Source organism: Microbacterium telephonicum (assembly GCF_003651225.1).
In the GTDB taxonomy this organism is placed as follows: domain Bacteria; phylum Actinomycetota; class Actinomycetes; order Actinomycetales; family Microbacteriaceae; genus Microbacterium; species Microbacterium telephonicum.
Genome location: NZ_RCDB01000002.1, coordinates 619,125 through 645,695, shown reverse-complemented (window position 1 = coordinate 645,695; position 26,571 = coordinate 619,125). Strand labels below are relative to the sequence as shown.

Annotated in this window: 22 protein-coding genes; 12 read left to right on the top strand and 10 right to left on the bottom strand. The window is 70.8% G+C overall.

The window, feature by feature from the left end; all coding sequences use genetic code 11:
• Positions 1 to 47: 47 nt before the first annotated feature.
• Complete coding sequence (glnA, locus tag C7474_RS08040; protein WP_121058722.1) at positions 48 to 1,472, bottom strand: type I glutamate--ammonia ligase; 1,425 nt, start codon at positions 1,470 to 1,472, stop codon at positions 48 to 50.
• Positions 1,473 to 1,639: 167 nt separating this feature from the next.
• Between glnA and C7474_RS08035 the strand changes: the two genes are divergently transcribed.
• Positions 1,640 to 2,026, top strand: coding sequence for an RDD family protein (locus tag C7474_RS08035; RefSeq protein WP_121059373.1), 387 nt, complete (start codon positions 1,640 to 1,642; stop codon positions 2,024 to 2,026).
• 34 nt (positions 2,027 to 2,060) lie between these two features.
• On the opposite strand, the gene C7474_RS08030 is transcribed toward C7474_RS08035, so the two are convergent.
• Entirely contained in the window at positions 2,061 to 2,771 is a 711-nt protein-coding gene (locus C7474_RS08030) for a DUF4191 family protein (RefSeq protein ID WP_121058720.1), read from the bottom strand.
• A 129-nt stretch (positions 2,772 to 2,900) separates the two neighbouring features.
• On the opposite strand from C7474_RS08030, the gene C7474_RS08025 reads away from it, so the two are divergent.
• Positions 2,901 to 4,259: a hypothetical protein gene (locus C7474_RS08025; protein WP_121058718.1), complete on the top strand. Its 1,359-nt coding sequence runs from the start codon at positions 2,901 to 2,903 to the stop codon at positions 4,257 to 4,259.
• A gap of 18 nt (positions 4,260 to 4,277) precedes the next feature.
• On the opposite strand, the gene sucB is transcribed toward C7474_RS08025, so the two are convergent.
• The 3 genes from sucB to C7474_RS08010 are packed head-to-tail and all read right to left on the bottom strand — an operon-like array spanning position 4,278 to position 8,890.
• Complete coding sequence (sucB, locus tag C7474_RS08020; protein WP_121058716.1) at positions 4,278 to 6,008, bottom strand: 2-oxoglutarate dehydrogenase, E2 component, dihydrolipoamide succinyltransferase; 1,731 nt, start codon at positions 6,006 to 6,008, stop codon at positions 4,278 to 4,280.
• A 57-nt stretch (positions 6,009 to 6,065) separates the two neighbouring features.
• Positions 6,066 to 7,436, bottom strand: a complete 1,371-nt coding sequence (lpdA, locus tag C7474_RS08015; protein ID WP_121058714.1) for a dihydrolipoyl dehydrogenase — start codon at positions 7,434 to 7,436, stop codon at positions 6,066 to 6,068.
• Positions 7,433 to 8,890 carry a leucyl aminopeptidase gene (locus C7474_RS08010; protein WP_121058712.1) on the bottom strand — a complete coding sequence of 486 codons (1,458 nt, stop codon included), beginning with the start codon at positions 8,888 to 8,890 and terminating at the stop codon, positions 7,433 to 7,435. The genes lpdA and C7474_RS08010 overlap by 4 nt, the downstream gene beginning before the upstream one ends.
• A 114-nt stretch (positions 8,891 to 9,004) precedes the next feature.
• On the opposite strand from C7474_RS08010, the gene C7474_RS08005 reads away from it, so the two are divergent.
• The 3 genes from C7474_RS08005 to C7474_RS07995 all read left to right on the top strand — a co-directional run bounded on the left by C7474_RS08005 (position 9,005) and on the right by C7474_RS07995 (position 12,201).
• Positions 9,005 to 9,928, top strand: coding sequence for a proteasome assembly chaperone family protein (locus C7474_RS08005; protein ID WP_121058710.1), 924 nt, complete (start codon positions 9,005 to 9,007; stop codon positions 9,926 to 9,928).
• Positions 9,929 to 10,159: 231 nt separating this feature from the next.
• Positions 10,160 to 11,509, top strand: a complete 1,350-nt coding sequence (locus tag C7474_RS08000) for an RNA polymerase sigma factor (protein ID WP_121058708.1) — start codon at positions 10,160 to 10,162, stop codon at positions 11,507 to 11,509.
• On the top strand, positions 11,506 to 12,201 hold the full coding sequence (locus tag C7474_RS07995; RefSeq protein WP_121058706.1) for a coenzyme F420-0:L-glutamate ligase: 696 nt from the start codon (positions 11,506 to 11,508) through the stop codon (positions 12,199 to 12,201). The genes C7474_RS08000 and C7474_RS07995 overlap by 4 nt, the downstream gene beginning before the upstream one ends.
• Positions 12,202 to 12,232: 31 nt before the next feature.
• Here C7474_RS07995 and C7474_RS07990 read toward each other — a convergent pair whose 3' ends face one another.
• Positions 12,233 to 13,258, bottom strand: a complete 1,026-nt coding sequence (locus C7474_RS07990; protein ID WP_121058704.1) for a sugar-transfer associated ATP-grasp domain-containing protein — start codon at positions 13,256 to 13,258, stop codon at positions 12,233 to 12,235.
• 99 nt (positions 13,259 to 13,357) lie between these two features.
• Complete coding sequence (locus tag C7474_RS07985) at positions 13,358 to 13,576, bottom strand: DUF7455 domain-containing protein (protein ID WP_121058702.1); 219 nt, start codon at positions 13,574 to 13,576, stop codon at positions 13,358 to 13,360.
• 214 nt (positions 13,577 to 13,790) lie between these two features.
• Here C7474_RS07985 and C7474_RS07980 point away from each other — a divergent pair, with 214 nt between their 5' ends.
• Positions 13,791 to 15,860, top strand: coding sequence for a DNA gyrase/topoisomerase IV subunit B (locus C7474_RS07980; RefSeq protein ID WP_422385783.1), 2,070 nt, complete (start codon positions 13,791 to 13,793; stop codon positions 15,858 to 15,860).
• 86 nt (positions 15,861 to 15,946) lie between these two features.
• Here the strand turns inward: C7474_RS07980 and C7474_RS07975 are convergent, their stop codons facing one another.
• The gene (locus C7474_RS07975) at positions 15,947 to 18,394 is read right to left on the bottom strand and encodes a DNA gyrase/topoisomerase IV subunit A (protein ID WP_121058700.1); all 2,448 of its coding nucleotides are present in this window, start codon (positions 18,392 to 18,394) and stop codon (positions 15,947 to 15,949) included.
• A gap of 87 nt (positions 18,395 to 18,481) precedes the next feature.
• On the opposite strand from C7474_RS07975, the gene C7474_RS07970 reads away from it, so the two are divergent.
• A complete protein-coding gene (locus C7474_RS07970; protein WP_199692398.1) occupies positions 18,482 to 19,621 on the top strand; it encodes an alkaline phosphatase family protein in 1,140 nt (379 codons plus the stop codon).
• 15 nt (positions 19,622 to 19,636) lie between these two features.
• Here C7474_RS07970 and sepH read toward each other — a convergent pair whose 3' ends face one another.
• Positions 19,637 to 20,653, bottom strand: coding sequence for a septation protein SepH (gene sepH, locus C7474_RS07965; RefSeq protein ID WP_121058696.1), 1,017 nt, complete (start codon positions 20,651 to 20,653; stop codon positions 19,637 to 19,639).
• Between the two features lie 216 nt (positions 20,654 to 20,869).
• On the opposite strand from sepH, the gene C7474_RS07960 reads away from it, so the two are divergent.
• Positions 20,870 to 21,163, top strand: a complete 294-nt coding sequence (locus C7474_RS07960; RefSeq protein ID WP_121058694.1) for a DUF4193 domain-containing protein — start codon at positions 20,870 to 20,872, stop codon at positions 21,161 to 21,163.
• A 28-nt stretch (positions 21,164 to 21,191) separates the two neighbouring features.
• Here C7474_RS07960 and C7474_RS07955 read toward each other — a convergent pair whose 3' ends face one another.
• Positions 21,192 to 21,677 carry a DUF3093 domain-containing protein gene (locus C7474_RS07955; RefSeq protein WP_241965161.1) on the bottom strand — a complete coding sequence of 162 codons (486 nt, stop codon included), beginning with the start codon at positions 21,675 to 21,677 and terminating at the stop codon, positions 21,192 to 21,194.
• 24 nt (positions 21,678 to 21,701) lie between these two features.
• Here C7474_RS07955 and dut point away from each other — a divergent pair, with 24 nt between their 5' ends.
• From dut to C7474_RS07935, 4 genes are all read left to right on the top strand, one after another.
• Positions 21,702 to 22,151: a dUTP diphosphatase gene (gene dut / locus C7474_RS07950; RefSeq protein ID WP_199692397.1), complete on the top strand. Its 450-nt coding sequence runs from the start codon at positions 21,702 to 21,704 to the stop codon at positions 22,149 to 22,151.
• Positions 22,152 to 22,192: 41 nt separating this feature from the next.
• On the top strand, positions 22,193 to 22,780 hold the full coding sequence (locus tag C7474_RS07945; protein ID WP_121059367.1) for a DUF3710 domain-containing protein: 588 nt from the start codon (positions 22,193 to 22,195) through the stop codon (positions 22,778 to 22,780).
• A gap of 2 nt (positions 22,781 to 22,782) precedes the next feature.
• Positions 22,783 to 23,559 carry a DUF3159 domain-containing protein gene (locus C7474_RS07940; protein ID WP_121058690.1) on the top strand — a complete coding sequence of 259 codons (777 nt, stop codon included), beginning with the start codon at positions 22,783 to 22,785 and terminating at the stop codon, positions 23,557 to 23,559.
• Positions 23,560 to 23,706: 147 nt separating this feature from the next.
• A complete protein-coding gene (locus C7474_RS07935) occupies positions 23,707 to 26,538 on the top strand; it encodes an aconitate hydratase (RefSeq protein WP_121058688.1) in 2,832 nt (943 codons plus the stop codon).
• Positions 26,539 to 26,571 lie beyond the last annotated feature (33 nt).

Below are 26,571 nucleotides of genomic sequence, written 5' to 3'. Positions count from 1 at the left end.
AAGGGCTCCGGGACGGATCCCGGAGCCCTCCGAACAGGTGTCGTCGCTCAGACGCCGAAGTACAGCTCGTACTCGAACGGGTGCGGACGCGCGGCGAGCGGCTTGATCTCGTTCTCGATCTTGTACTCGATCCAGGTCTCGATCAGCTCGGGCGTGAAGACGCCGCCCGCGAGCAGGAACTCGTGGTCGGCGCGCAGCGCCTCCAGCGAGTCGAGCAGCGAGTTGGGCACCTGCGGGATGTTCTTGGCCTCCTCGGGCGGCAGCTCGTAGAGGTCCTTGTCGACCGGCTCGTGCGGCTCGATGCGGTTCTTGATGCCGTCGAGGCCCGCCATCATCTGCGCGGCGAACGCGAGGTACGGGTTGCCGGAGGCGTCGGGGGCGCGGAACTCGATGCGCTTGGCCTTCGGGTTCGACCCCGTGATCGGGATGCGGATGGCGGCGGAGCGGTTGCCGGCCGAGTACACCAGGTTGACCGGCGCCTCGTAGCCCTTGACCAGACGCTTGTACGAGTTGAGCGTCGGGTTCGTGAACGCGAGCACGGCGGGGGCGTGCGCGAGCAGGCCGCCGATGTACCAGCGGGCGATGTCGGACAGGCCGCCGTAGCCCTTCTCGTCGTAGAAGAGGGGCTTGCCGTCGAGCCACAACGACTGGTGCGTGTGCATGCCGGAGCCGTTGTCGCCGAAGAGCGGCTTGGGCATGAAGGTCGCGACCTTGCCCCACTGCTCGGCGACGTTCTTGACGATGTACTTGAACTTCAGGATGTCGTCGGCCGCGTGCACCATCGTGTCGAAGCGGTAGTTGATCTCCTGCTGGCCGCCGGTGCCGACCTCGTGGTGGGCGCGCTCGAGGATGAGGCCCGACTCGATGAGCTTGAGCGAGATGTCGTCGCGCAGGTCGGCCGTCTTGTCGACGGGGGAGACCGGGAAGTAGCCGCCCTTGTACGGCGTCTTGTTGCCGAGGTTGCCGCCCTCTTCGACGCGGCCGGTGTTCCAGGCGCCCTCCTCGGAGTCGACGCTGTAGAAGGAGCTGTTCTGCTTCACGTCGTAGCGCACGTCGTCGAAGATGTAGAACTCGGCCTCGGGCGCGAAGAACGCGGTGTCGGCGATGCCGGTCGACGCCAGGTACTTGATGGCCTTCTTCGCGACCTGACGCGGGTCCTTCGCGTAGATCTCGCCGTTGCGCGGGTTGTAGATGTCGAAGACCATGATCAGCGTCTTCGCCTCGCGGAACGGGTCGAGGTAGGCCGTCGTGACATCCGGGATGAGCTGCATGTCCGACTCGTGGATGTTCGCGAAGCCCCGGATCGAGGAGCCGTCGAACAGCTGGCCGACGGTGAAGAACTCCTCGTCGACCGTCGAGGCGGGGATGTTGAAGTGCTGCTGGACGCCGGGAAGGTCCGTGAAGCGGATGTCGAGGAACTTGACGTCCTCGTCCTTGATGTACTTCAGCACCTCGGATGAATCTTTGAACATGGAGTCTCCAAGATCGGGTGTGGAACAGCCTGAGCGGCTGGCTTGAACCTAGCCTCGCGGGGTTGCCCGGCAGTGTCCCGCATGTTTCCGGCGTGTTACGCGACCCCGGTTAGGCTTGTGCGGTGAGCGCGGCATCCGACTGGTCCTATCCCGGCGAACGACTCGGGATGCCGGAGTCCGGCAGCGGCAGCATCGCCCGGCCGGGACGCCGCATCGGAGCGCTGCTGATCGATTACGCCGCCGCGACGGTCATCGCGACCGCGTTCTTCGGCTACGACCAGTTCGCGCTGCCGGCCGAGGCCGGGCTGACGATGTTCGCGCCCATGATGGTCTTCGCCCTGCTGCAGGTGCTGTTCATCCCGACGATCGGCGGGAGCCCCGGGCATCGCATCCTCGGCATGCGCCTGCAGCTGGCCGGCGGCGGCTGGGTGGGACTGTGGCGACCGATCGTGCGCACGCTGCTGCTGCTCGTGGTGATCCCCGCCGTCGTCTGGGACGCCGATCAGCGGGGACTGCACGACAAGGCCGCGGGCACGGTGCTGCTGCGCGCCTGATCGCGGCGCGCGCGTGAGCGCGACGCGCGACGGATCAGCGGGGACGCGGAGCTCGAGCCTTCATCGGGTCGATGCCCTTGGGGATCGGCAGCGAGGTCACCGACTGCGACACCGAGTCGATGCGCTTGATGACCGCGCCCATCGTCCCGCGGTCGATCTTGGTCGGCAGCGACTTGATCGTGGAGGCGAGCTTGGCGATCGGGACATCTTCCGCGCCGTGGCCGATGTAGAAGACGTTGATCGGAACGCCGGTCGCGACGCGCTGCGCCTTCATCTTCTCGTCGGCGATGAGGCGGGTGAGGCGTCCGCGCGACCCCTCGCCGACGATCACGACGCCGCCGCGGCCGACGACGCGGTAGACGGCGTCCTGCGTCTTGGGGTTGACTCCGACCGGGGTGTCGGATGCCGACCACTTGCGGCCGAGGGCCGTCGACAGCACGTGTCCGGCGGCGCCGGGCATGCCGTCGATCTTCTTGTACATCGCCGTCGTGGACAGGCGGGTGAGGGTGATCATCGCGGCGAGGAAGCCGAACATGAGGCCGGTGACGCCCCACAGGATGATGCTCCAGATGGCCGCCGGCGGGATGAAGAAGCCGACGAGCACGCCGAGGGCGGTGACGACCACGATGATCGCGATCAGCACCCACGGCAGCCACGGGTAGACGTCCTTCGTGAAGGTCACGAGGGAGCGGAGCTGACGGAAGAAACCGGGACGCTTCTCCGGCGAGGTACTGCGCGATGACATGCCCTCCAGCCTACCGGCGCCGCGCGGGTGCCACAGGACGCTTCCTCCCCAGACGCGGCGATCGCCTCGCCCTCCCCGATCCGCGGTTCCGGCGTCCCGCGGCGGGGCCGGAGAGGGCACGCTGTCGGCATGCCTGCCCCGGATCCCCTCGAACCGCCCGTCGCGCTGCGCGTGCTCGACGGCGTGCAGGCGCCGTATCCGGGCACGCTGCGCGCCACCGACCCGCCGACGCTGTGGGTCGAGGACACCGAGTACGACATCGAGGCACTCGCATGGGACGCCGACGCCGACGAGCATCTGCTCGCGCCGCTGGATCTCGCGCGGACGCCGGCCGGAGTCGCGCTCGTGCTGCCCGCTTGTCCGACCCGCCTGAGCGAGTTCGTGGATCGGCGGGTCGCCGTCGGCGACGACGAGGCCGTGACCATCGCGGTCAGCCTTCTCCGCGGCTGCGCGGCGGTGCAGCGACGCGGGCGACGCGAGGGTGGCTGGTGGCTCACGGCGGATGGCCGGCCGGTGTTGGCCGTCGGTGGTTCGGCGGATGCGGCGGTGGGAGCGTCGCGACTGCTGACCGAGTTGGCCGTGGAGCGCGAGCCGACACTCGCGGCGGCGTTGACGCATGCGGCGTCGTTGGTCGTCGAGCCGCGGGCATTGCGGCGGGAGCAGGGAGAGGCGGAGCAGGCGCTGTTCCGTGCCGCGGCCCCCGGGCCGCTGCTGCTGGATGCGGCTCCGGTGCGCGCGCAGGCGTTGTCGGTCACCGCGCGCGTGAGCGCCGTCGAGGTCGGCGCTCACCTCGACCCGGGCATCGCGGACCGGATCCGTGTCGCGGCGGAGGGCGTGTGGTCGTCGATCGTCCGCCGCCGCGAAGGTCGACGCGCGACGCGCCCGGAGCGTGCGTCGTCGACCGCGGCGCCGCCGGCGGCATCGGCGCGCGGCGGCACCGCGGGCGCGCCCCTCGGGCCCGCGCGGCCGCAGCGCCGGCGCGCCCCACTGGTGGTGGGCGGTGCCGTGGCCGCCGTCATCGCGATCGTCGGGGTCGCGTGGCCGGCGCCCGCGGACGACGTCGCAACCGAGACGCCCATCCCCGCCGCCACGACCTCGCTGCCGCCTGAGGCGAATCCCGCTGAAGGGCTCGACGCGACACCGGCGCCGCCCTCCGATCCGGCGCCGACGCCGTCGGCGTCGGTCGGTCCGGGGGCCGCCGAAGTCGGCGCCGAGGCTCTCCTGGCCTACGCGGAGTGTGCCGATGACGCGTGTCGAGCCGCGCTGCAGGAGGATCCGTCGCGCGCGCTCCCGGCGGGTCCGGCCACCGTCGCCGCGGCGGGGCGCGTGATCGAACTGGTCGACGACTACGGCGGGGTCGCCGTTCTGCGTGCCCGGGGCGCCGACGGCCTCGCGCAGTTCGCGGTGATCGTCACCGATCCGGCCGACGGCGGCGGCACGCGGAAATGGCTGATCCGCGACGTCTACGACGCCGCGGATCAGCCATGAGCGGGGGTGCTGCGCGGGTCAGATCCCCAGGTTCGCGTCGAACTGCGCGCTCTCGAGACGGGCCTTCACGGCGCCCAGGAAGCGGGCGGCGTCGGCACCGTCGACGATGCGGTGGTCGTACGACAGCGCGAGGTACACGTACGAGCGGATGCCGATCGCCTCGACTCCGTCGACCTTCACGACGCCGGGCTCCTTGACGACGGCCCCGGTGCCCAGGATCGCCGACTGCGGGAGGAACACGACGGGCGTGTCGAACAGCGCGCCGCGCGAGCCCGTGTTGGTGACGGTGAACGTGCCGCCGGCCAGCTCGTCGGGCTTCAGCTTGTTGTCGCGCGTCCGGGCGGCGAGGTCGGCGATCTCGCTCGAGATCGCGGCGAGCGACTTGGCGCCCGCGTCGCGCAGCACCGGGGTGAGCAGCCCGCGCTCGGTGTCCACGGCGATCGAGATGTTCTCGGTCGGCGGGTAGACGATGTCGGTGCCGTTGACGGTCGCGTTGATGACCGGGAACGCCTGCAGCGCCTCGGACGCGGCCAGCACGAAGAACGGCAGGAACGACAGCTTGCCGCCGGTCTTGGCGACGAAGTCCTTCTGCACGGCCTGGCGGTACGCGGCCACCTTGGTGACGTCGACCTTGACCACGGTCGTCAGCTGCGCCGTCTGCTGCATCGAGGCGACCGCACGCTCGGCGAGCACCTTGCGCAGACGCGACATCGGCTGGGTCGTGCCGCGCAGCGGCGACACCTCGAGCGGAGCGGGCGCGGCGGCAGCGGCGGGTGCCGCCTCCGCCGGAGCCGACTTCGCGGCCTCGGCGGCCTTCAGCACGTCCTCCTTGCGGATGCGTCCGCCGACACCGGTGCCGGTGACCGACGCGAGGTCGACGCCCTGCTGCTGCGCCAGGCGGCGCACGAGCGGGGTGACGTAGGTGGGACCGTCATCGCCCGACAGCGACGCGGCCGGCGTCGCCGGAGCGGCCGGGGCGGCGGGGGCCTGAGCAGCGGGTGCGGCAGGAGCCGCAGGAGCGGCGGGTGCCTCGGCAGCGGGCGCTGCGGGGGCCTCGGCCGCGGGAGCCGGAGCAGCCGGTGCGGCGGGCGCCTCCGCAGCCGGCGCAGCGGGCGCCTCAGCAGCGGGAGACGCGGCCGGAGCACCCGACCCGATGCGCGCGAGCACGGCGCCGACGTTGACGGTCTCGTCCTCCGAGACGACGATCTCCTGCAGGATGCCGGCGACCGGCGACGGGATCTCGGTGTCGACCTTGTCGGTCGAGATCTCCAGGAGCGGCTCGTCGACGGCGACCTCGTCGCCGACGGACTTGAGCCAGCGCGTGACGGTGCCCTCGGTGACGCTCTCGCCCAGCTCGGGCAGCACGACGTCCTTCGCATCACCCGATGCGGCCGGAGCGGCCGGCGCCTCGGCGGCGGGAGCGGACTCGGCCGGAGCCGCGGGGGCGGGCTCGGCGGCGGGCGCCTCGGCCTGTGCGGGCTCGGCGGGCGCGGCTTCGGCGGGGGCGGAGGAGCCGTCACCGATCTTCGCGAGGACGGCGCCGACCTCGACGGTCTCGTCCTCCTGCACCAGGATCTCCTCGATCACGCCCGAGACGGGCGACGGGATCTCCGTGTCGACCTTGTCGGTCGAGATCTCGAGCAGGCCCTCGTCGGCCTGGACGGTGTCACCGACCTTCTTGAGCCAGCGGGTGACCGTTCCCTCGGTGACGCTCTCACCGAGCGCGGGGAGGACCACGGATGTGCTCATGGGTATGTCTCCTTCAGAAAGTTCGATTCGTGTCTAGCTTAGTGACCGGTCGGGCGGTCAGAGCGCGTGCAGCGGCTTGCCCGCCAACGCGAGGAACGCTTCGCCCAGAGCCTCGCTCTGTGTGGGGTGCGCGTGGAGGAACGGGGCGATGTCCTCGGGGTGCGCCTCCCAGCCGACGGCGAGCTGGCCCTCGGTGATCAGCTCGCCGACGCGGTCGCCGAGCAGATGCACCCCCAGGATCGGTCCGTCTTTCGCGCGGACGACCTTCACGAGTCCACCGGTTCCGATGATCTCGCTCTTGCCGTTGCCGGCGAGGTTGTACTCGTAGGCGACGACCGCCTCGCCGTGCACGGCGCGTGCCTGCGCCTCGGTGAGGCCGACCGATGCGGCCTCCGGGCTGGAGTAGGTGACGCGGGGGATCGTCGTCTCGGCGACGGCGACCGGGCGCAGCCCCGCGATCTCTTCGGCGACGAAGATGCCCTGCGCGAACGAGCGATGGGCCAGCTGCAGGCCGGGCACGATGTCGCCCACGGCCCAGACGTGCTCGGCACCGGTGCGGAGCCGCTCGTCCACGACGACGAAGCCGCGGTCGAGCGTCACGTCCGCCTCCTCGAGTCCCAGGCCCGTCGTGACGGGGCCGCGACCGACGGCGACGAGCAGGTAGTCCGCCTCCAGGCTCGTACCGTCCTCCAGCGACACCGACACCCCGGCATCCGTCTGCGTGGCGCCGGCGAACCGCACGCCGAGCTTCGCCTGGATGCCGCGCTTGCGGAACGCCCGCTCGAGACCCTTGCTGACGGCGAGGTCCTCGTTCGGCACGAGGTGCTCGAGTGCTTCGACGATCGTCACCTCGGCGCCGAACGAACGCCACACGCTCGCGAACTCGACGCCGATGACCCCGCCGCCGAGGATGATGACGCGCTGCGGCACCTCGGCCAGCTCGAGCGCGTGTTCGCTCGTGAGGATGCGGCCGCCGACGTCGAGGCCCGGCAGCGAGCGGCTGTACGAGCCCGTCGCGAGGACGACGTCGTCGCCCCGGTACACGTCGTCGCCGACGGCGACGGCGGGACCGCCCACGAGGCGGCCTTCGCCGGAGACCACGGTGATCTTGCGCGTGGCGAGGAGCCCCTGCAGACCCTTGAACTTCTTCGCGACGATGCCCTGCCGGTAGGAGGTGACGCCGGCGATGTCGATCCCCTCGAACACGGCCGACACGCCGACGTGCGCTGCATCCCGCACGTGGTCGGCGACCTCGGCGGCATGCAGGAGCGCCTTGGTCGGGATGCAGCCGCGGTGCAGGCAGGTGCCGCCGACCTTGTCCTTCTCGATCAGCGCGACGCTCTTGCCGAGCTCTGCGGCCCGCAGCGCGGCCGCGTAGCCGCCGCTGCCGCCGCCGAGCACGACGAGGTCGAAGGTGTGCTCGGTCATCGCGCACCACCGATGAACTCGAGGAGTGTGCGCACGGTCGCCGCCGTCGGGCCCTTGTCGACGGCGCCGAACGCGGCCTTCGTCGTGCCCGACCCGGCGATGTCCAGGTGCACCCACGGGATCCGCGGCGCATCGGCCTCGTCGGAGACACGGCCGACGAAGCGGCGCAGGAAGAGCCCCGCGAACAGCGATCCCGCCGATGTGTCCCCGATCTTCGCGTTCTGCAGGTCGGCGATCGGCGAGTCGAGCTCCTCCTCCATGTGGTCGGGGAGGGGGAGCTGCCACGCGGCCTCGCCCGCACGCTTCGCGGCGGAAAGGTAGTCGGCGACCGTCTCGTCGTCGCCCATGACGCCGGTGTGGCGATGGCCGAGGGCGACGAGGATCGCACCGGTGAGCGTCGCGACGTCGACGATGACGTCGGGGCGGGTACGGCTGGCGGCGACGAGGCCGTCGGCGAGCACCAGCCGGCCCTCCGCATCGGTGTTGAGCACCTCGACGGTCGTGCCGTCGAGAATGCGCACGACGTCACCCGGCCGGGTGGCGCGGCCCGACGGCATGTTGTCGGCGATGCACAGCCACCCCGTCACACGCACGGGCAGCGCGAGCTGCGCGGCGGCGCGCACGACCGCGAGGGCGGTGGCGGCGCCTGCCATGTCGTACTTCATTCCGACCATGGATGCCGGCGGCTTCAGCGACAGGCCGCCGGTGTCGAACGTGATGCCTTTGCCCACGATCGCGACGTGGTGGGTGGCGCCGGCGGGGGCGTAGTCGACCCGCACGAGACGGGGCGGCCGGTCGGAGCCCTGCCCCACGCCCAGGATCCCGCCGAAGCCCTGCGCGGCGAGCGCGTCCTCGTCGAGCACTTCGACCTCGACGGGAAGCCCGGCGACGGACTCGATCGCGCGCTCGGCGAAGTCCTGCGGGCCGAGCCATTCCGCCGGGGTGTGCACGAGGTCCTTGACGAGGGCAGCGGCGTCTCCCGCGGCCCGGGCGGCGGCGACGTCCTCCTCCGGAATGGGCGCGTCGCTCACGAGCACGACGCGCGCCGCGCGGGGGGCGCCGGGGTCGCTCTTGTACCCGGAAAAGCGGTACCCGCCGAGGGCGGCGCCCTCGGCGAGCGCACGGTACGCGTCGGCCGGGATGCCCGGGGCCGACACCGCGACCGTGTCGAAGCCGGTGATCGTGCGGACGGCCGCGCCGATCACGTCGCGCAGCCGATCCGCATCGGGGGCGGCGCCGGTGCCGACGACGTAGAGGGGGAGCGCGGTGACATCGGGGGCGTGCACGCGCAGGGTCTGGCCCGCGGCGCCGGTGAACCCGAGGGCGGCGAGCGCGTCGGCGGGCAGCGGGCCGGGGGAGGCCCCATCCTTCGACGGCGGGAGGGCGAGGATCAGGGCATCGGCGTCGATGTCCGAGAGGGGCGCGGTGGTGGACGACAGCTCCGGATACGGCATTCCTCCATCCTTCCACGCGTGTCTCGGCCGTGTTCGTCCCGCCTCGCCGCGCGTGTTCGCTGTCAGCATGACGGCGGCGGATCCGGTCCCCACCGGGGCTCGTAGAGTGAAGTCATGCCCTATTCCGGTCCGCTCTACGAACGTGTCGCCTCGGCGCCGCCGGTTCCGCCCGGCCTGCCGATGGTGATCGCCCTGACCGGGTTCACGGATGCCGGTGGCGCCGTCGCGCGCATGCAGGAGTACTTCAACGAGTCGTTGGAGCCGGCCCCGGTGGTGGCCTTCTCGTCCGATGTGCTGCTGGACTACCGCGCACGTCGCCCGATCATCACCTTCGAGGGCGACCACCTGTCGGAGTACCGTCCGGCACGGCTCGAGCTGTCGCTCGCGCACGACGCGATCGGCCAGCCGTTCGTGCTGCTGTCGGGGTACGAGCCGGACTTCGCCTGGGAGGCGTTCGCCGAGACGGTCGTGGGTCTCGCGGAGGGGCTCGAGGTCGCCACGGTCACCTGGGTGCACGCGATCCCCATGCCGGTGCCGCACACGCGGCCTCTCGGCACCACCGTCAGCGGCACCCGGCGCGAGCTGACAGAGGCGCATTCGGTGTGGAAGCCGCGCACGCAGGTGCCCTCCACGGTCGGCCACCTGCTGGAGTACCGGTTCGCGCAGGCCGGCGCCGACGTCGCCGGCTTCGTCCTGCTGGTCCCTCACTATCTCGGCGACACCGAGTACCCCGCCGCCGCGCTCGCGGGCCTGGACAGCATCAGCGTCGCGACCGGACTCGTCTTCGCGGTCGACGACGTGCGCGAGGAGAACCGCGAGTACCTCGCGAAGGTCGACGACCAGGTCGCCGGCAGCGATGAGCTGCAGACGATGCTTCACGGGCTCGAGGAGCGGTACGACGCCTACATGGCAGGGTCGACCCTCGGGCAGCCGATCATCCACGCCGGCGATCTGCCCAGCGCCGACGAACTGGCCGCGGAGCTGGAGCGCTTCCTCGCCGATCGCCGCTCCGACGACGACCGTCGCGGCCGCATCTGAGGCGTCGAGCGCCGGGCTCCCGGCCGAGGTCCGAGGGAATGCCCGTACGCCTCGTCGCGTTGTCTCGGGGTACGCGCTCTCGCTGCGCCGGAACGCCCGGCGATGTGTGCGAGAATGGATGTTCCGACCCGTTGTCGACCCCCGGATCGGCGTGTGAGCGCCGCGGGGGACTTGACAAGGGTCTTACTCCTGTCCGCGAACCCCGGCCAGAGTGCCGGTGAAAGGCGAACCGTGACGGCAGGCACGAAGACCACACGCAAGACCGACGACATCGACGCGCAGGCGGAGGAGGCCACGGCCTCCACCCCCGCGAAGACGACGGCCGCGAAGAAGGCGGCGGCGGCACCCGCAGCCAAGACGGCCGCGAAGAAGGCGCCCGCCAAGAAGGCGGCTCCGGCCAAGGCCTCCAAGGCCAAGGCCAAGGCGTCGGACGACGATGAGGCCGACGACGAGCTCGAGGACGTGCCCATCGACGAGGGCGACGACACCGCCGGTGACGAGGGCGCGGACGACGCCGCCCCCGCCAAGGGCGACAAGGACGACGACGAGTCCGACGACGAAGACGACAAGAAGCCCGCGTTCAGCGAGCCGTTGCCCACCGGCGCGATCGTCATCTCGTCCAACGACGACGAGGACGTCCCGGTCTACTCGACCCAGATCACCGGCGCGACCGCCGACCCGGTCAAGGACTACCTGAAGCAGATCGGCAAGGTCCCGCTGCTGAACGCGGCCGAAGAGGTCGAGCTCGCGATGCGCATCGAGGCGGGCCTGTTCGCCGAAGAGAAGCTGTCGCACATGTCGGCGGCGGAGAAGTCGTCGCAGCTCGGCCTCGACCTGCAGTGGGTCGCCCGTGACGGACAGCGCGCGAAGAGCCACCTGCTGGGCGCGAACCTCCGCCTCGTCGTCTCGCTCGCCAAGCGCTACACCGGTCGCGGCATGCAGTTCCTGGACCTCATCCAGGAGGGCAACCTCGGCCTCATCCGTGCGGTCGAGAAGTTCGACTACACCAAGGGCTTCAAGTTCTCCACCTACGCGACGTGGTGGATCCGCCAGGCGATCACGCGTGCCATGGCCGACCAGGCACGCACCATCCGCATCCCGGTGCACATGGTCGAGGTCATCAACAAGCTCGCCCGCGTGCAGCGCCAGATGCTGCAGGACCTCGGCCGCGAGCCCACCCCCGAGGAGCTCTCGCGCGAGCTCGACATGACCCCCGAGAAGGTCATCGAGGTGCAGAAGTACGGGCGCGAGCCCATCTCGCTGCACACGCCCCTCGGCGAGGACGGCGACAGCGAGTTCGGTGACCTCATCGAGGACACCGAAGCGGTCGTCCCGGCCGACGCGGTGGGCTTCACCATGCTGCAGCGCCAGCTCGAGTCCCTGCTGGACTCGCTCAGCGAGCGCGAGGCGGGCGTCATCCGCATGCGGTTCGGCCTCGGCGACGGCCAGCCCAAGACCCTCGACCAGATCGGCGACACGTTCGGCGTCACGCGCGAGCGCATCCGCCAGATCGAGTCGAAGACGATGGCCAAGCTCCGTCACCCGTCGCGGTCGCAGTCGCTGCGGGACTACCTCGAATGAACCCGGCGCCCAACGAGGGCAAAGCCCTCGAGGCGGTCGTCGACGGCACGGCGTGGGTGCGGATCCCGATCCGCACCCACGTCGTCATGCCCGGTGACGACCTCGACGCCTTCATCGCGCAGTATGCGCCCGAGGTCGTCCAGCCGGGCGACATCCTGTTCGTCACCGAGAAGATCGTCGCGATCACGCAGGGCCGGTCGTACCTCGTCGAGGACATCCACCCGCGAGGCCTCGCGCGCTTCCTCTCGCGCTACGTCGTGAAGACCAAGCACGGCATCGGCCTGGGCATGCCCGAGACGATGGAGATGGCGCTGCGCGAATGCGGCACGCCCCGCATCCTGTTCGCCGCCGCCGTCGCCGCCGTCACGAAGCTGTTCGGGCGTCGCGGCGACTTCTACCGCATCGCCGGCGACAAGGCGCGCGCGATCGACGGGCCGACCTCCGGGACGATCCCGCCCTACAACAAGGCAGTCGTGCTGGGTCCGACCGAGCCGGCGAAGGTCGCGGCGCGGCTGAAGTCCACGCTCGGCGTCGACGTCGCGGTGGTCGACATCAACGACATCGGCGGGAACATCCTCGGTTCCACGCTCGACCGCGCCGGCGAGCAGCGGCTCGTGCGCATCCTCAAGGACAACCCGCTCGGCCAGGGACACCAGTCCACGCCGCTGGGCGTCATCCGTCCCGCCGTCTGACCCTCGGGCGGCGGCGGACAGCGGCGGTGGGTCAGTCCAGACCCATCGCCGCTTTGTAGCGCGGCAGGTGCCCGTGGCGGATGCCGGTGGCCGACGGCTTGTTCTCGAACACGCCCGCGCCCCAGTTGCCCTCCAGCAGCACGGGGCCGTCCGGGCCCATGACGACGTCCCAGCCGACGTAGCGCACCTGCGGCACCACGAGAGCGACCTCGGTCATGAAATCCTGCAGTTTCTCGACGTGCGGCAGGCGGAAATCGGCGACGCGCGCCCCGCTCTCGGGGTGCGTGGGATAGATCTCGCCGTTGATGTCGTAGCCGTCGCCCATCGCGCGGCCGTCCTCGTGCAGGGCCACGTAGAACCCGCCGAACGCGCCCTGGTCGCTGACCTGCCCGCGACCGAACTTCTGGGCCATGTTGATGATCGCGACGGTGCCGTCGGAACGGACGAACGTCGTCACCCGGGTCGTGTTGACCGTGCCGGCGCAGTACGCCGCGATGTCGTCGTGCTGCACGATGGGCTCTTCGAGCAGCACCTCGTCCTTCTCGAGGAGGGCGGCGTGGAATGCGGCCCAGTCATCGATCTCGTCGGCGCGGTACCGGCGCACGCCGGCGCCGGACTTGCTCACCGGCACCTTCGCGATGAACACCGGATGGCGCTGCGCGAACGCCTCGACCTCGTCGGCGTTGCCGGCGACCACCTCGAGCCACTCGCGCTGCAGGAACCGATCGAAGTCGCGGTTGAAAGCGACCTTGTGGTGGAACCGGTGCACGTGGGCGGGGTCGTCGAACTGCCGGGAGAACTCCATCGCGAGCGGACTCGTGACCCAGGTCGCGCGCTCGGCGCGGGTGAGGATCGCGAAGTCGAACTCGATGTAGTCGTTGAAGCCGACGCGGTGGCGCGCGGCCGACCACAGCATGTCGGCCACCACGAGCGGATAGTTCTTGCCGTGGATGCGGGCGGTCTTGCGTGCCCGATCGGTCACCGCCGAGATGTCGATGCGGACCGCGCGCTGTCCGAGGACGCGCAGGCGGTGCAGCGGGGAGAGGCGTGACGACATGGAAGAGTCCTCCGGGGGTTTTCGGTACCGAGCCAGTCTAGATTCGACGGCGGCGGCGCCCTTCCCGGAGGATTCTTCGAGCGTCGGTGCGCGCGCCGATCAGCGCGCGTCGGCCAGACGCGCGGTCTCGTCGTGCCACGTCGTGGCGACGGCGCGGAGCTTCTCTTCGTACTTGCGGCCGTGGTGGGCGCAGAAGAGCAGCTCGGAGCCGTTGACCTCGGCGGCGATGTAGGCCTGCGCTCCACAGGAGTCGCAACGGTCGCCGGCCGTGAGTCGGTACTCGAGGACGGCGGGCTCTGCGGTGGTCGACATGCTCATTTCGGGTGCCTCCTCGTGCGTGTGGTTCCAGTGCGGGTGCATGCAATACAACCATGCGGTGGCATCGAGAATGCCCGGAGCAGGTCACATTTCGCTGTGCGCGTACGGCGTTTCGCCCCGTGTCCGCGCGGATCGGCCTCGCGCATCGGCGGTCCGGACGCCGTCCTGTGTGTCATCGGGGCGGTGTCCGACGCCGCGGCTACGCTGGAGGATTGTGACCGCCGAGTACTCCGCCCATCATCTGCAGGTGCTCGAGGGCCTCGAGGCCGTCCGCAAGCGCCCCGGCATGTACATCGGCTCGACCGATTCCCGCGGGCTCATGCACTGCGTGTGGGAGATCATCGACAACTCCGTCGACGAGGCCCTCGCCGGCTTCGGCACCCGCATCGACATCGTCCTGCATCCCGACGGCAGCGTGGAGGTGCGCGACCGCGCCCGCGGCATCCCCGTCGACGTCGAGCCGCGCACCGGGCTGACGGGCGTCGAGGTCGTCTTCACCAAGCTCCACGCCGGTGGCAAGTTCGGCGGCGGCTCGTATGCGGCATCCGGCGGTCTGCACGGTGTCGGCGCCTCGGTGGTGAACGCCCTGAGCGAGCGCCTCGACGTCGAGGTCGACCGGGGCGGCAAGACCCACGCGATGTCGTTCCACCGCGGCGAGCCGGGCGTCTTCGCGAACGGCGCGCCCGATTCGGCCTTCACGCCGTTCGAGGCGTCGTCGCAGCTGCGCGTGACCGGCAAGGTCGCCAAGGGCGTCACGGGCACCCGTATCCGCTACTGGGCCGACCGGCAGATCTTCACGAAGGATGCCGCCTTCCACCTCGCCGAGCTCGAACAGCGCGCACGGCAGACCGCGTTCCTCGTGCCCGGTCTCGAGATCGTCATCACCGATGCGCGCGGCGAGGAGACCACTGAGACGAGCTACCGCTTCGACGGCGGCATCTCGGAGTTCGCGGACTTCCTCGCGCCCGATGCGGCCATCACAGACACCTGGCGGCTCACCGGCTCGGGCACCTTCACCGAGACCGTGCCGGTGCTGCAGCCCAACGGTGCGATGGTGCCGACCGACGTGCAGCGCGAGTGCACCGTCGACATCGCGCTGCGGTGGGGGACCGGCTACGAGACGCTCACGCGCTCGTTCGTCAACATCATCGCCACCCCGAAGGGCGGCACGCACCAGGCCGGCTTCGAGCAGGGGCTCATGAAGGTGCTGCGCGCGCAGATCGATCAGAACGCCCGCCGCCTGAAGGTCGGCAACGACAAGATCGAGAAGGACGACATCCTCGCCGGCCTCACCGCCGTGCTCACCGTGAGCCTGCCGGAGCCGCAGTTCGAGGGTCAGACGAAGGAAGTCCTGGGCACCCCCGCCGTGCGCACGATCGTCGCCAACGTCGTCGCGAAGGAGATCGCGGCGCGCTTCGCCTCCACCAAGCGCGACGACAAGAACCAGACGGCGCTGCTGCTGGACAAGATCGTCTCGGAGATGAAGGCGCGCATCTCGGCGCGCACCCACAAGGAGACCCAGCGACGCAAGAACGCGCTGGAGTCCTCGTCGCTGCCGTCCAAGCTCGCCGACTGCCGCACGCAGGACGTGGCGCAGTCGGAGCTGTTCATCGTCGAGGGCGACTCGGCGCTGGGCACCGCCAAGCTCGCGCGCAACAGCGAGTATCAAGCTCTGCTGCCGATCCGCGGCAAGATCCTCAACGTGCAGAAGGCCTCGATCAGCGACATGCTCGGCAACGCCGAGTGCGCGGCGATCATCCAGACCATCGGAGCCGGCTCCGGTCGCTCGTTCGACATCGACGCCGCCCGCTACGGGAAGATCGTGCTGATGACCGACGCCGACGTCGACGGCGCGCACATCCGCACCCTGCTGCTGACGCTGTTCTTCCGGTACATGCGTCCCCTCATCGAGGCGGGCCGGGTGTACGCCGCGGTGCCGCCGCTGCACCGCGTCGTCGTCGTCAATCCGGGCAGCAAGCCGAACGAGACGATCTACACCTACACCGATCGCGAGCTGCAGGCGCTGCTGGCCAAGCTGGGCAAGGCCGACAAGCGGTGGCAGGAGCCGCTGCAGCGGTACAAGGGGCTCGGCGAGATGGATGCCGATCAGCTCGCCGAGACGACGATGGACCGCTCGGGGCGCTTGCTGCGCCGCGTGCAGGTGCAGGATGCGGATGCCGCCGCCCACGCGTTCGAGCTGCTGATGGGCAGCGACGTCGCGCCGCGCCGCGACTTCATCGTCTCCTCGAGCGACCGCCTGGACCGCGAGGCCATCGACGCCTGAGCCGCGCGGCGGGGCGTGCCCTCGGGCGCGTGCGCGTGCGCGTGGGTGCGTGCGCGCGCGCGGGACCCTGTGGCGCCCGCCCGGGGTCAGGAGACGACGGTTCCGACCGCGGCGACGACGGCGTCGAGCGGCTGACCCGAGGCGTCGCGCTTGGCGCCCGCGGCAGGGAGGTTGCGCACCGACCCGTCGGCGCCGACCGCGCGCGGCTCGTCGCCGACCCACGCGAGGGTGAGCGCATCCTCGCCCTTCAGGAACCGCTGCGCCCGCACGCCTCCGGTCGCGCGTCCCTTCGACGGGAACTCGGCGAACGGCGACACCTTGCCGGAGCCGGCGTCCGTCCCGGCGAGCGACTGCGTCGAGCCCGCGATGGTCACCACGACCGTCTCGTCGCCGGCGGCGACCGCGCCGAAGGCGATCACGCGCTCCCCGGCGCTCACGCGGATGCCGCCCATGCCGCCCGCGGCGCGGCCTTGGGGGCGCACCTGGTCGGCGCCGAAGCGCAACAGCTGCGCGTCGCTCGTGACGAAGACGAGCTCCACGTCGTCGGGCGCGGGCGCGGCGCCCACGACGCTGTCGCCCGGCTTGAGGGCGATGATCTCGACGTCCTGACGGTTGAGCGGCAGCTCGGTCGCCGCGACGCGCTTGACGACGCCCTGCGCGGTACCGAGGGCGATCGCCGGAGTCTCGACGAGCGGCACGATCGCGACGACGTGCTCGGATCCGGTGAGCCCGAGGTACTGGTCGACGCGCGCGCCGGCGGCCGGCTGCACGCTGTTGGCGGGCACCGACGGCAGGTCGACGGGGGAGAAGCGCACGAGACGGCCGGTGCTCGTCACGGCGCCCAGCTCGCCGCGGGTCGTCGTCGTCACGGCGGCGCGGATGGCGTCGTGCTTGGCGCGGCGCGCGGGCGGCACAACCGTGCCGTCCTCGCCGAGCTCGGCGCGCACCATCCGTCCGGTCGCCGACAGGAACACGCGGCACGGCGCATCCGCGATCTGCAGGTCGGCGGGGGCGGCGCTGCGCGAGCGCGGTGCGACGGGGCCACCGTTGAGCAGCAGGGTGCGCCGCGGCGTGCCGAACGTCTCGGCGGCGGCATCCAGCTCCCGGGCGACCTGGGCGCGCAGAAGGCTGTCGCTGGCCAGCAGCGCCTCGAGCTCGGCGATCTCGGCCTTGAGGGTGTCGCGCTCGTTCTCGAGCTCGATGCGGGAGAACTTCGTGAGGCGGCGCAGGCGCAGCTCGAGGATGTACTCGGCCTGCGGCTGGGACAGGTCGAACACGTCCATGAGTCGGCCGCGGGCCTGCTCGCCGTCGTCGGAGGTGCGGATGACCTGGATGACCTCGTCGATGTCGAGGATCGCGATGAGCAGACCCTCCACGAGGTGCAGGCGCTCCTGACGCCGCGCGAGGCGGTAGCGGCTGCGGCGCGTGACGACCTGCACGCGGTGACCGAGGTAGACGCTCAGCAGCTCCTTCAGACCGAGCGTCTGCGGGCGCCCCTCGACGAGGGCGACGTTGTTGATGCCGAACGAGTCCTCGAGCGGGGTGAGACGGTACAGCTGCTCGAGGACCGCGTTCGGGTCGAAGCCGGTCTTGATGCCGATCACGAGACGCAGGCCGTGATTGCGGTCGGTGAGGTCGTTGACGTCGGCGATGCCGGTGAGCTTCTTCGCCCCGACGGCGTCCTTGATCTTCTCGATGACGCGCTCGGCGCCGACCATGTACGGCAGCTCGGTCACGACAATGCCGGTGCGGCGCGGGCCGAGCGACTCGATCGAGGTCTTCGCGCGGGTGCGGAACGTGCCGCGGCCGCTCGCGTACGCCTCCTTGATGCCGTCGAGGCCGACGATCACGCCGCCGCCCGGGAGGTCGGGGCCGGGGACGAACTCCATGAGCTCGTCCAGGGTCGCCTCGGGGTGCTCGAGCAGGTGGATCGCGGCGGCGACGACCTCGATGAGGTTGTGGGGGGCCATGTTGGTGGCCATGCCCACCGCGATACCGGTCGTGCCGTTGACGAGCAGGTTCGGGAACGCGGCCGGCAGCACCTCGGGCTGCTGGAACTGGCCGTCGTAGTTGGGGATGAAGTCGACGACGTCCTCGTCGAGGTTCTCGGTGAGGGCGAGCGCGGCGGGGGCGAGGCGTGCTTCGGTGTAGCGCGCGGCGGCGGGGCCGTCGTCGAGCGAGCCGAAGTTGCCGTGACCGTCGACGAGGGGCACGCGCAGCGCGAACGGCTGCGCGAGGCGCACGAGCGCGTCGTAGATCGCCGAGTCGCCGTGGGGATGGAGCTTTCCCATCACCTCGCCGACGACGCGCGCGCTCTTGACGTGCCCGCGGTCGGGACGCAGGCCCATCTCGGCCATCTGGAACAGGATGCGGCGCTGCACCGGCTTGAGCCCGTCGCGCGCGTCCGGGAGCGCGCGCGAGTAGATCACCGAGTACGCGTACTCGAGGAACGAGTCCTGCATCTCCGACGAGACGTCGACGTCTTCGATCCGCTCGGGGACGGCGGGCGTGGAGTCGGTGCGGGAAGCTGCCATGCGGTCGGGTGATCCTCGGATGCGGCGGGCGGCCGCGGCTGCGGCGGGAAAGAAGGGGCCCTCCCGCCGTGTGCGAGACTGGCCCCGATGTCCCTCAGCCTACCCGTGGACCCGCCCACGGCCCGGAGCCTCACCGGTGTCGTCACCGAGTCGCTGCGCTCCCTGGGCGCCTCCTCGGAGTGGTTCGCGCCGGCCCGTTCGGCGGTCGTGGTGCTCGTCGACGGGCTCGGCCGGGGGAACCTGACCGCTCGTTCCGGCCACGCCCGATTCCTGGTGTCGGCGATGGCCAAGCGGGACGCCGCGCGCAGCACGTTCCCCACGACGACGGCGACCGCGCTCGCGTCGCTGCTGACCGGGACGGACGCCGGACGGCACGGCATCGTCGGCTATCGGCTGCGTGTGCCCGGCACCGAGCGCACGCCCGATCAGCTCGGCGGCTACGAGTCCGACGGCCTCGACCCGCTGACGTGGCAGCGGTCGACGCCGCTGCTGGCCGAACACACCGCCGCAGGCCGCCCGGCCTTCGTCGTCTCCCGTGCCCGGTACCGCACGACGGGATTCACGACCGCTCTCCAGCGCGGGGCGACGTTCGTCGCGGCCGAGACCGTCGCGGAGCGTCTCGCGGTGGCATCCGCCCTCGCCGACGCGCACGACGGCGCGCTCGTCTACGCATATCTGCCCGAGTTGGACGCGCTCGGACACAAGTGGGGGTGGGAGTCGGATCGCTGGCTGCACGGGCTCGAAGGGCTCGACCGCGATGTCGCCGCCTTCGCCGGCGCGCTGCCGCCCGGTGTCGGGGCCCTCGTGACCGCCGACCACGGCATGGTCGACGTCCCCGCGCACCGCCACGTGCTGCTCGGCGCGGGCGACCCGCTGCTGCACGGTGTGCGCCATGTCGCGGGCGAACCGCGGATGCTGCACCTGTACGCCGAAGAGGGGGCCGCGGATGCCGTCGCCACGGCGTGGCGGGACGCTGAGGGGCACCGCTCCTGGGTGCTCACCCGTGACGAGGCGATCGCGGCGGGCCTGTTCGGCGTCGTCGTCGATCCCGAGGTCGCCGTGCGCATCGGAGACGTGCTCGTCGCGGCCCGCGCGTCGATCGCGTACTACGACGACCGGCTCGCCGACAAACGTGCGCAGGGCATGATCGGTCAGCACGGGTCGCTCACCGATCAGGAGCGGATCGTGCCGCTCATCCGACTCGGCGCCTACGCGACGCCGCGCTGACGCTCCGGCGTGTGCTCAGGCGTCTTCGGTGCGGGCGCCGAAGACGATCTCGTCCCACGACGGCATCGACGTGCGCCCCTTCGTACGGCGCGTGGGCTCCTCGGTGGGCTCGTCGACCTCGTCGGCGGGGGCGGCGGGCGCCTCGTATCCCGGCTCGAGGGCGTCGAACAGCGCGACCGGCGATGCCGGCTCGGCGCCGCGGTCGTCCCCGTCGGTGGGCATCGGCTCGCGCTGGCCGCGTCGGCGACGCAGGGCCTCGAGCAGGTCGGCGGTCTCGGCCGAGGTCACCGCCTGATCGGGGGCGCGCTTGGTGGCCGCATCCCGCACCGCCGGCGCGACGGGTGTGCGCAGTTCGGGCACGCCCGGCTCGGCCTCGGCTTCGAGATGCCGGGGACCGAACGCGCCGCTGTCGAAGCGGCTGGCGTCCTTGCCGGGTGCGGAGTCGAGCGCGCGCAGGCGCGGGATGAGGCCTTCCGGCAGCGAGCCCTGCCGCGACAGCTGCACGGCGTCGGCGTTCTGCGGCGACAGCGTCGACCGGCGCGGGTCGAAGCCCCACCGTGCGTCGTGGTCGATCTCGTTCGCGGTGAACTCGACCTTCACGACCCAGCCGCTGCTCTCGCGCCAGCTCGTCCAGCGTTCGCCGACGGCGCCCGCCTCGGCGAGCTTCGCACGCACGGCCGCGCCGAAGGTGGGCTGCGCGTCGGGCTCGAGCTCGCCGCCCAGCAGCACCGGCACGGCGAGTGCCTGGCCGACGATGTGCTCGCGCTCGGCGAGGACGGGGCGCTCGTAGCGCTCGACGTCCTCCACGCGCACGCCGAGCAGCTCGGCCACCTCGGCGGCCGACAGTCCCGCGCGAATGTGCCCCTGGATCTCACGCGGCCCGGGGCGGGCCACCCGCGGTTCGTCGTCGCGCTGCGCCCGGCGCAGCTGCGCCTTGAGCGTCTCGTCGACGGCGAGGGTGAAGCGGTCCCCGGCTTCGGTGGCGAGCACGAGCGCGCCGTCTTCGAGGCCGATGACTTTGAGCTGTTCCATGCGAAACACCCTCCAGTTCCTGCGTACGCGGTTCATGGTGTCACAGCGTGCGCGCGGCGACGGGAATATCGAGGGCGTGCCGCGAGTTCGGGTGGATGCCGATCGGAGAGATCCCGCCCGAAGTGGGCGTCATTTGCGAAATCACACCGCGTCATGCAAACTATGGCCGCCCGATCACCGGCATGACGCATCACTGGGAAGAAGAGACGTTCGAGAATGGCTACCGATTACGACGCCCCCCGCAAGACCGAGGACGACAGCGAGTCGATCGAGGCCCTCAAGGAGCGCGTGCCCGACAAGCTGTCCGGCGCGGTCGACGTCGAAGATGCCGACAACCCCTCCGGTTTCGAGTTGCCGGGTGCCGACCTGTCGGACCTCGAGCTCGACGTCGTCGTGCTGCCGGCGCAGGAGGACGAGTTCACGTGCATCGAGTGCTTCCTCGTGAAGCACCGCACGCAGATCCACCACGAGAACGCGATCGGCGCCGTGTGCGTCGAGTGCGCCGCCTGAGCGGCCGACCCGCAGGATCCCGCCCCGTTCAGCCTTGCTGAGCGGGGCTCTCGGCGTTCTGCGCCCGGCGCAGCGCCGCGACCACACGGTCGGGCGTGCGGGTAGAGAACACCCACGCGCGCACCGGGTCGTCCGGGTCGTCGAGGGGGACCCGCACGAGGCCGTCGATGCCGCCGCGCAGCAGGTGCCACGAGTCGCGCCCGAGCCCGGGGCCCCGCGCCTCGCGTGCCTCGTCGCCGGTGAGGGCGATCGGCTCGCCGAGCAGCGACACGGGCACGTGCGCCCGCCCCAGGCGCAGTTCGCCCGCCTCGACGGCGACCACCGGCGAGGCGGCGACCAGCAGCGCGATCACGCCGATGCCCACCAGGATGCCGAGCACGAGACCGAGCGTGGCGTCCACGGGAGCGAGCACCAGCGCGACCATCGGTGCGCTCACGGCGGCGGAGGCGAGCACCCACAGCGACGGGCTGAGCCGTTCGCGATAACGGACGGTCGCCGGGGACAGGTCGCTCATGATGAAGTGCATTACCCTCGTGGAGTGATCGAAACCGTGGACGTCCCCATCATCGCATCGCAGGTTCCGGGGTACGCGCACCCCGGTGACGCCGGTGCCGATCTGGTCGCCGCCGAAGCGGTGCGACTGGAGCCCGGTCACCGCGCCCTCGTCGCCACCGGCGTGCGCATCGCGCTGCCGGAGGGATACGTCGCGTTCGTCGTCCCCCGCAGCGGTCTGGCGGCCAAGCACGGCATCACCGTCGTGAACTCTCCCGGCACCGTGGACGCCGGGTATCGCGGCGAGATCAAGGTCTCGCTGCTGAACACCGACATCGAGCAGGCCTACGACGTCGCCGTCGGCGACCGCATCGCCCAGCTCATCGTCATGCCCGTCTCCCGGGCGCGATTCATCCCGGTCGACGAGCTCGACGGCACCACCCGAGGTGACGGCGGCTTCGGATCGACCGGCTACCAGGCGGGAGGAGCGTCGTGAGCGACGACACCCAGAGCACCGAATCCACCGAATCCACCGACATCGAGGCGGCCCCCGCCGGCAAGGCGGCGCCGGCCGACCGGGCCACGGTGGGTCCGTTCGACGAGTCCGAGGCGAACCCGGTCCGTCCGTACATCGACCTCGGCGGCATCAAGATCCTGCCGCGCGAGGGTCTGAACCTGCGCCTCGAGGTCGAGGAGCAGACCAAGCGCATCGTCGCGGTCGGCCTCGACTACGCCGACTCCACGCTGCAGGTGCAGCCCTTCGCGGCGCCGCGCTCCAGCGGACTGTGGGACGAGACGCGCGAGCAGATCCGCCAGCAGATCCGCCAGCAGGGCGGCCGCGTCGAGGAGCGCGAGGGTCCGCTCGGTGCGGAGCTGCTCGCCGAGGTCCCGGTGGTCGCCGGTGCCGATGCGCAGGCGGGCAAGCGCATCGCCCGCTTCGTCGGGGTCGACGGTCCGCGCTGGTTCCTGCGCGGCGTGATCGGGGGAGCGGCGGCCGTCGACATCGAGGCGGCGGCGAAGGTCGAGGACCTGTTCCGTTCGATCGTCGTCGTCCGCGGCGGCACCCCCATGCCCCCGCGCGACCTCATCCCGCTCAAGATGCCGGCCTCTCCCGGCGCGGCCTGACCGTGACGAGCCCCGAGCGCCCCGACGAGACGGCATCCGACGAGCGGGCGCGCCCGTCGACGACGCCGCCGGCATCCGACCCCTCCGCCTCCGACCTGCTCAGCCAGGCGCTCGGTGGAGCCGCACGCCGCGCGGGGCTCGACCCCGCCAAGGAGCAGACCACCGGTCACGTCGTCTGGGCGGCGATGGGCGGCTGGCGCGGCGTGCTGGAGTCGGTGCTGCCGGGCCTGGTGTTCATCGTCGTGTTCACCGTCACGATGGATCCGGCCACCCGCGAGGGCAACCTGTGGCTGTCGCTCGGGCTGTCGGTCGGCATCGCCGCCGTCTTCACTCTCGTGCGGCTCGTGCAGCGCTCCACTCTCACCGCAGCCCTGGGTGGGCTCGTCGCGACGGCGGCGGCGGCGGCGCTGGCCCTGTTCACGGGGCGCGGGCAGGACAACTTCGTCCCCGGCCTGATCACGAACGCCGCGTACGGCACCGGGATGCTCGTCTCGGCGCTCGTGGGCTGGTCGATCATCGGTCTCGCGGTCGGCTTCCTCATGAACGAGGGCACCGCGTGGCGCAAGGACCCACGCAAGCGGCGGGTGTTCTTCTGGCTGACGATCGCGTGGGCGGCGCTGTTCTTCGCGCGTCTCGCCGTGCAGCTGCCGTTCTATCTCAACGGCGACGTGACGACCCTCGGCACCCTGAAGCTCATCATGGGCCTGCCGCTGTTCGCGCCCCTCGTCGCGGTCACCTGGTTGGCCGTCCGGGCGCTCTACCGCCGCACCGACGCCTGACGGCCGGATGGTATATTTATCTTGACATCAAGATAAATCATCCCCTCGCCGCGGTTAGGCGCACCTCACTAGCCGGTCGCGCGGCGCACGGGGATGATGGGGGAGACGGGCCGCAGTCCGTCCGCCGGCCGACGAAGGAGAGCAGACGTGTCCACAGTTGACAGCTTCGGTGCCAAGAGCACCCTGACGGTCGGAGACACCGACTACGAGATCTTCCGCATCGACACCGTGGCCGGCTACGAGAAGCTGCCGTTCAGCCTCAAGGTGCTGCTGGAGAACCTGCTGCGCACCGAGGACGGTGCCAACGTCACGCAGGCGCAGATCCAGGCGCTCGGGTCGTGGAACCCGGATGCCGAGCCCGACACCGAGATCCAGTTCACGCCCGCGCGCGTCGTGATGCAGGACTTCACCGGCGTCCCCTGCATCGTCGATCTCGCCACCATGCGCGAGGCCGTCACCGCCCTCGGCGGCGACCCCGACAAGATCAACCCGCTCTCGCCCGCCGAGATGGTCATCGACCACTCTGTCATCGCCGACCTCTTCGGCAGCGAGAACGCCCTCGAGCGCAACGTCGAGATCGAGTACGAGCGCAACGGCGAGCGCTACCAGTTCCTGCGCTGGGGCCAGACCGCCTTCCAGGACTTCAAGGTCGTCCCCCCGGGCACCGGCATCGTCCACCAGGTCAACATCGAGCACCTGGCCAAGGTCATCTACGACCGCACCGGCCGCGACGGCGTGCTGCGCGCCTACCCCGACACCTGCGTCGGCACCGACTCGCACACGACGATGGTCAACGGCCTCGGCGTGCTGGGCTGGGGCGTCGGCGGCATCGAGGCCGAGGCCGCGATGCTCGGCCAGCCCGTCTCGATGCTCATCCCGCGCGTGGTCGGCTTCAAGCTGACCGGCGAGATCCCCGCCGGTGTCACCGCGACCGACGTCGTGCTCACGATCACCGACATGCTCCGCAAGCACGGCGTCGTCGGCAAGTTCGTCGAGTTCTACGGCGAAGGCGTCGCCTCCGTGCCGCTGGCCAACCGCGCCACGATCGGCAACATGAGCCCCGAGTTCGGCTCGACGGCCGCGATGTTCCCGATCGACGACGTCACCCTCGACTACCTGCGCCTCACCGGCCGTGACGAGCAGGCGGTCGCCCTCGTCGAGGCGTATGCCAAGGAGCAGGCGCTGTGGCACGACCCGTCGCGCGAGCTCGTCTTCAGCGAATACATGGAACTCGACCTCGGCACCGTCGTCCCCTCGATCGCCGGACCCAAGCGCCCGCAGGACCGCATCCTGCTGAGTGAGGCGAAGAGCCAGTTCAACATCGACCTCACCAACTACGCCGACGCCGACCACGACCTCGTCGACCTCACGATCGCGGAGTCGTTCCCGGCGTCCGACCCGCCTGGACTGACCCCCGAGGACGAGCACTCGACGCACGAGCACCACCACCACTCGCACGCGCCGCAGTCGGTCTCCAAGCCCACGGCCGTTAAGACCTCCGCCGGCGACGCGTTCACGCTCGACCACGGTGCCGTCGCCCTCGCCGCGATCACCTCGTGCACCAACACGTCGAACCCGTCGGTCATGCTCGCGGCGGGCCTGCTCGCCAAGAAGGCCGTCGACAAGGGCCTCAAGCAGAAGCCGTGGGTGAAGACCACGCTCGGCCCCGGCTCGAAGGTCGTCACCGACTACTACGAGAAGTCCGGCCTCGACAAGGCGCTCGAGGGTCTCGGGTTCTACACCGTCGGGTACGGCTGCACGATCTGCATCGGCAACTCCGGTCCGCTGATCGAAGAGGTCTCGGCCGCGATCAACGAGAACGACCTCGCCGTCACGGCGGTGCTCTCGGGCAACCGCAACTTCGAGGGCCGCATCAGCCCCGACGTGAAGATGAACTACCTGGCGTCCCCGCCCCTCGTCGTCGCCTACGCGCTGGCCGGCTCGATGAACTTCGACTTCGAGACCGACCCGCTCGGCAAGGACCAGAACGGCGACGACGTCTTCCTCAAGGACATCTGGCCGACGCCCGAAGAGGTGCAGCAGGTCATCGACTCGTCGATCTCCCGCGACCAGTTCATCAAGCAGTACGCCACCGTCTTCGACGGCGACGAGCGCTGGACGAGCCTGCCGACGCCCGAGGGCCCCGTCTTCGAGTGGGACGCCGACTCCACCTACGTGCGCAAGGCGCCCTACTTCGACGGCATGTCGATGGACCTCACCCCGGTCGCCGACATCTCCGGCGCCCGCGTGATGGCGACCCTGGGTGACTCGGTCACGACCGACCACATCTCGCCCGCCGGCAACATCAAGGCGGGCACCCCGGCCGCGCAGTACCTCACGGAGCACGGCGTCGCGCAGAAGGACTTCAACTCCTACGGCTCGCGCCGCGGCAACCACGAGGTCATGATCCGCGGCACGTTCGCGAACATCCGCTTGAAGAACGAGCTCGTCTCGGCCGTCAACGACGGCCAGATCGTCGAGGGCGGCTTCACGCGCGACTTCACGCAGGAGGGAGGCCCGCAGTCGTACATCTACGACGCGTGCGAGAACTACGCCGCGCAGGGCACGCCGCTCGTCGTGTTCGGCGGCAAGGAGTACGGTTCGGGCAGCTCGCGCGACTGGGCGGCCAAGGGCACGTCGCTCCTGGGCGTGAAGGCCGTCATCACCGAGAGCTTCGAGCGCATCCACCGCTCCAACCTCATCGGCATGGGCGTCGTCCCGCTGCAGTTCCCCGAGGGCGAGAGCTGGAAGAGCCTCGGGCTCGACGGCACCGAGATCGTCTCGATCGAGGGTCTCGAGGAACTCAACAACGGCACGACCCCGAAGACCGTGAAGGTGACCGCGGCCCCGAGCGAGTTCTCGCCGGAGGGCAAGCAGACCGTCGTGTTCGACGCGAAGGTCCGTATCGACACGCCCGGTGAGGCCGACTACTACCGCAACGGCGGCATCCTGCAGTACGTGCTGCGCTCGCTCGTCTGACGGGTATGACCAGGCCCCGGCTCCCGACTCGGA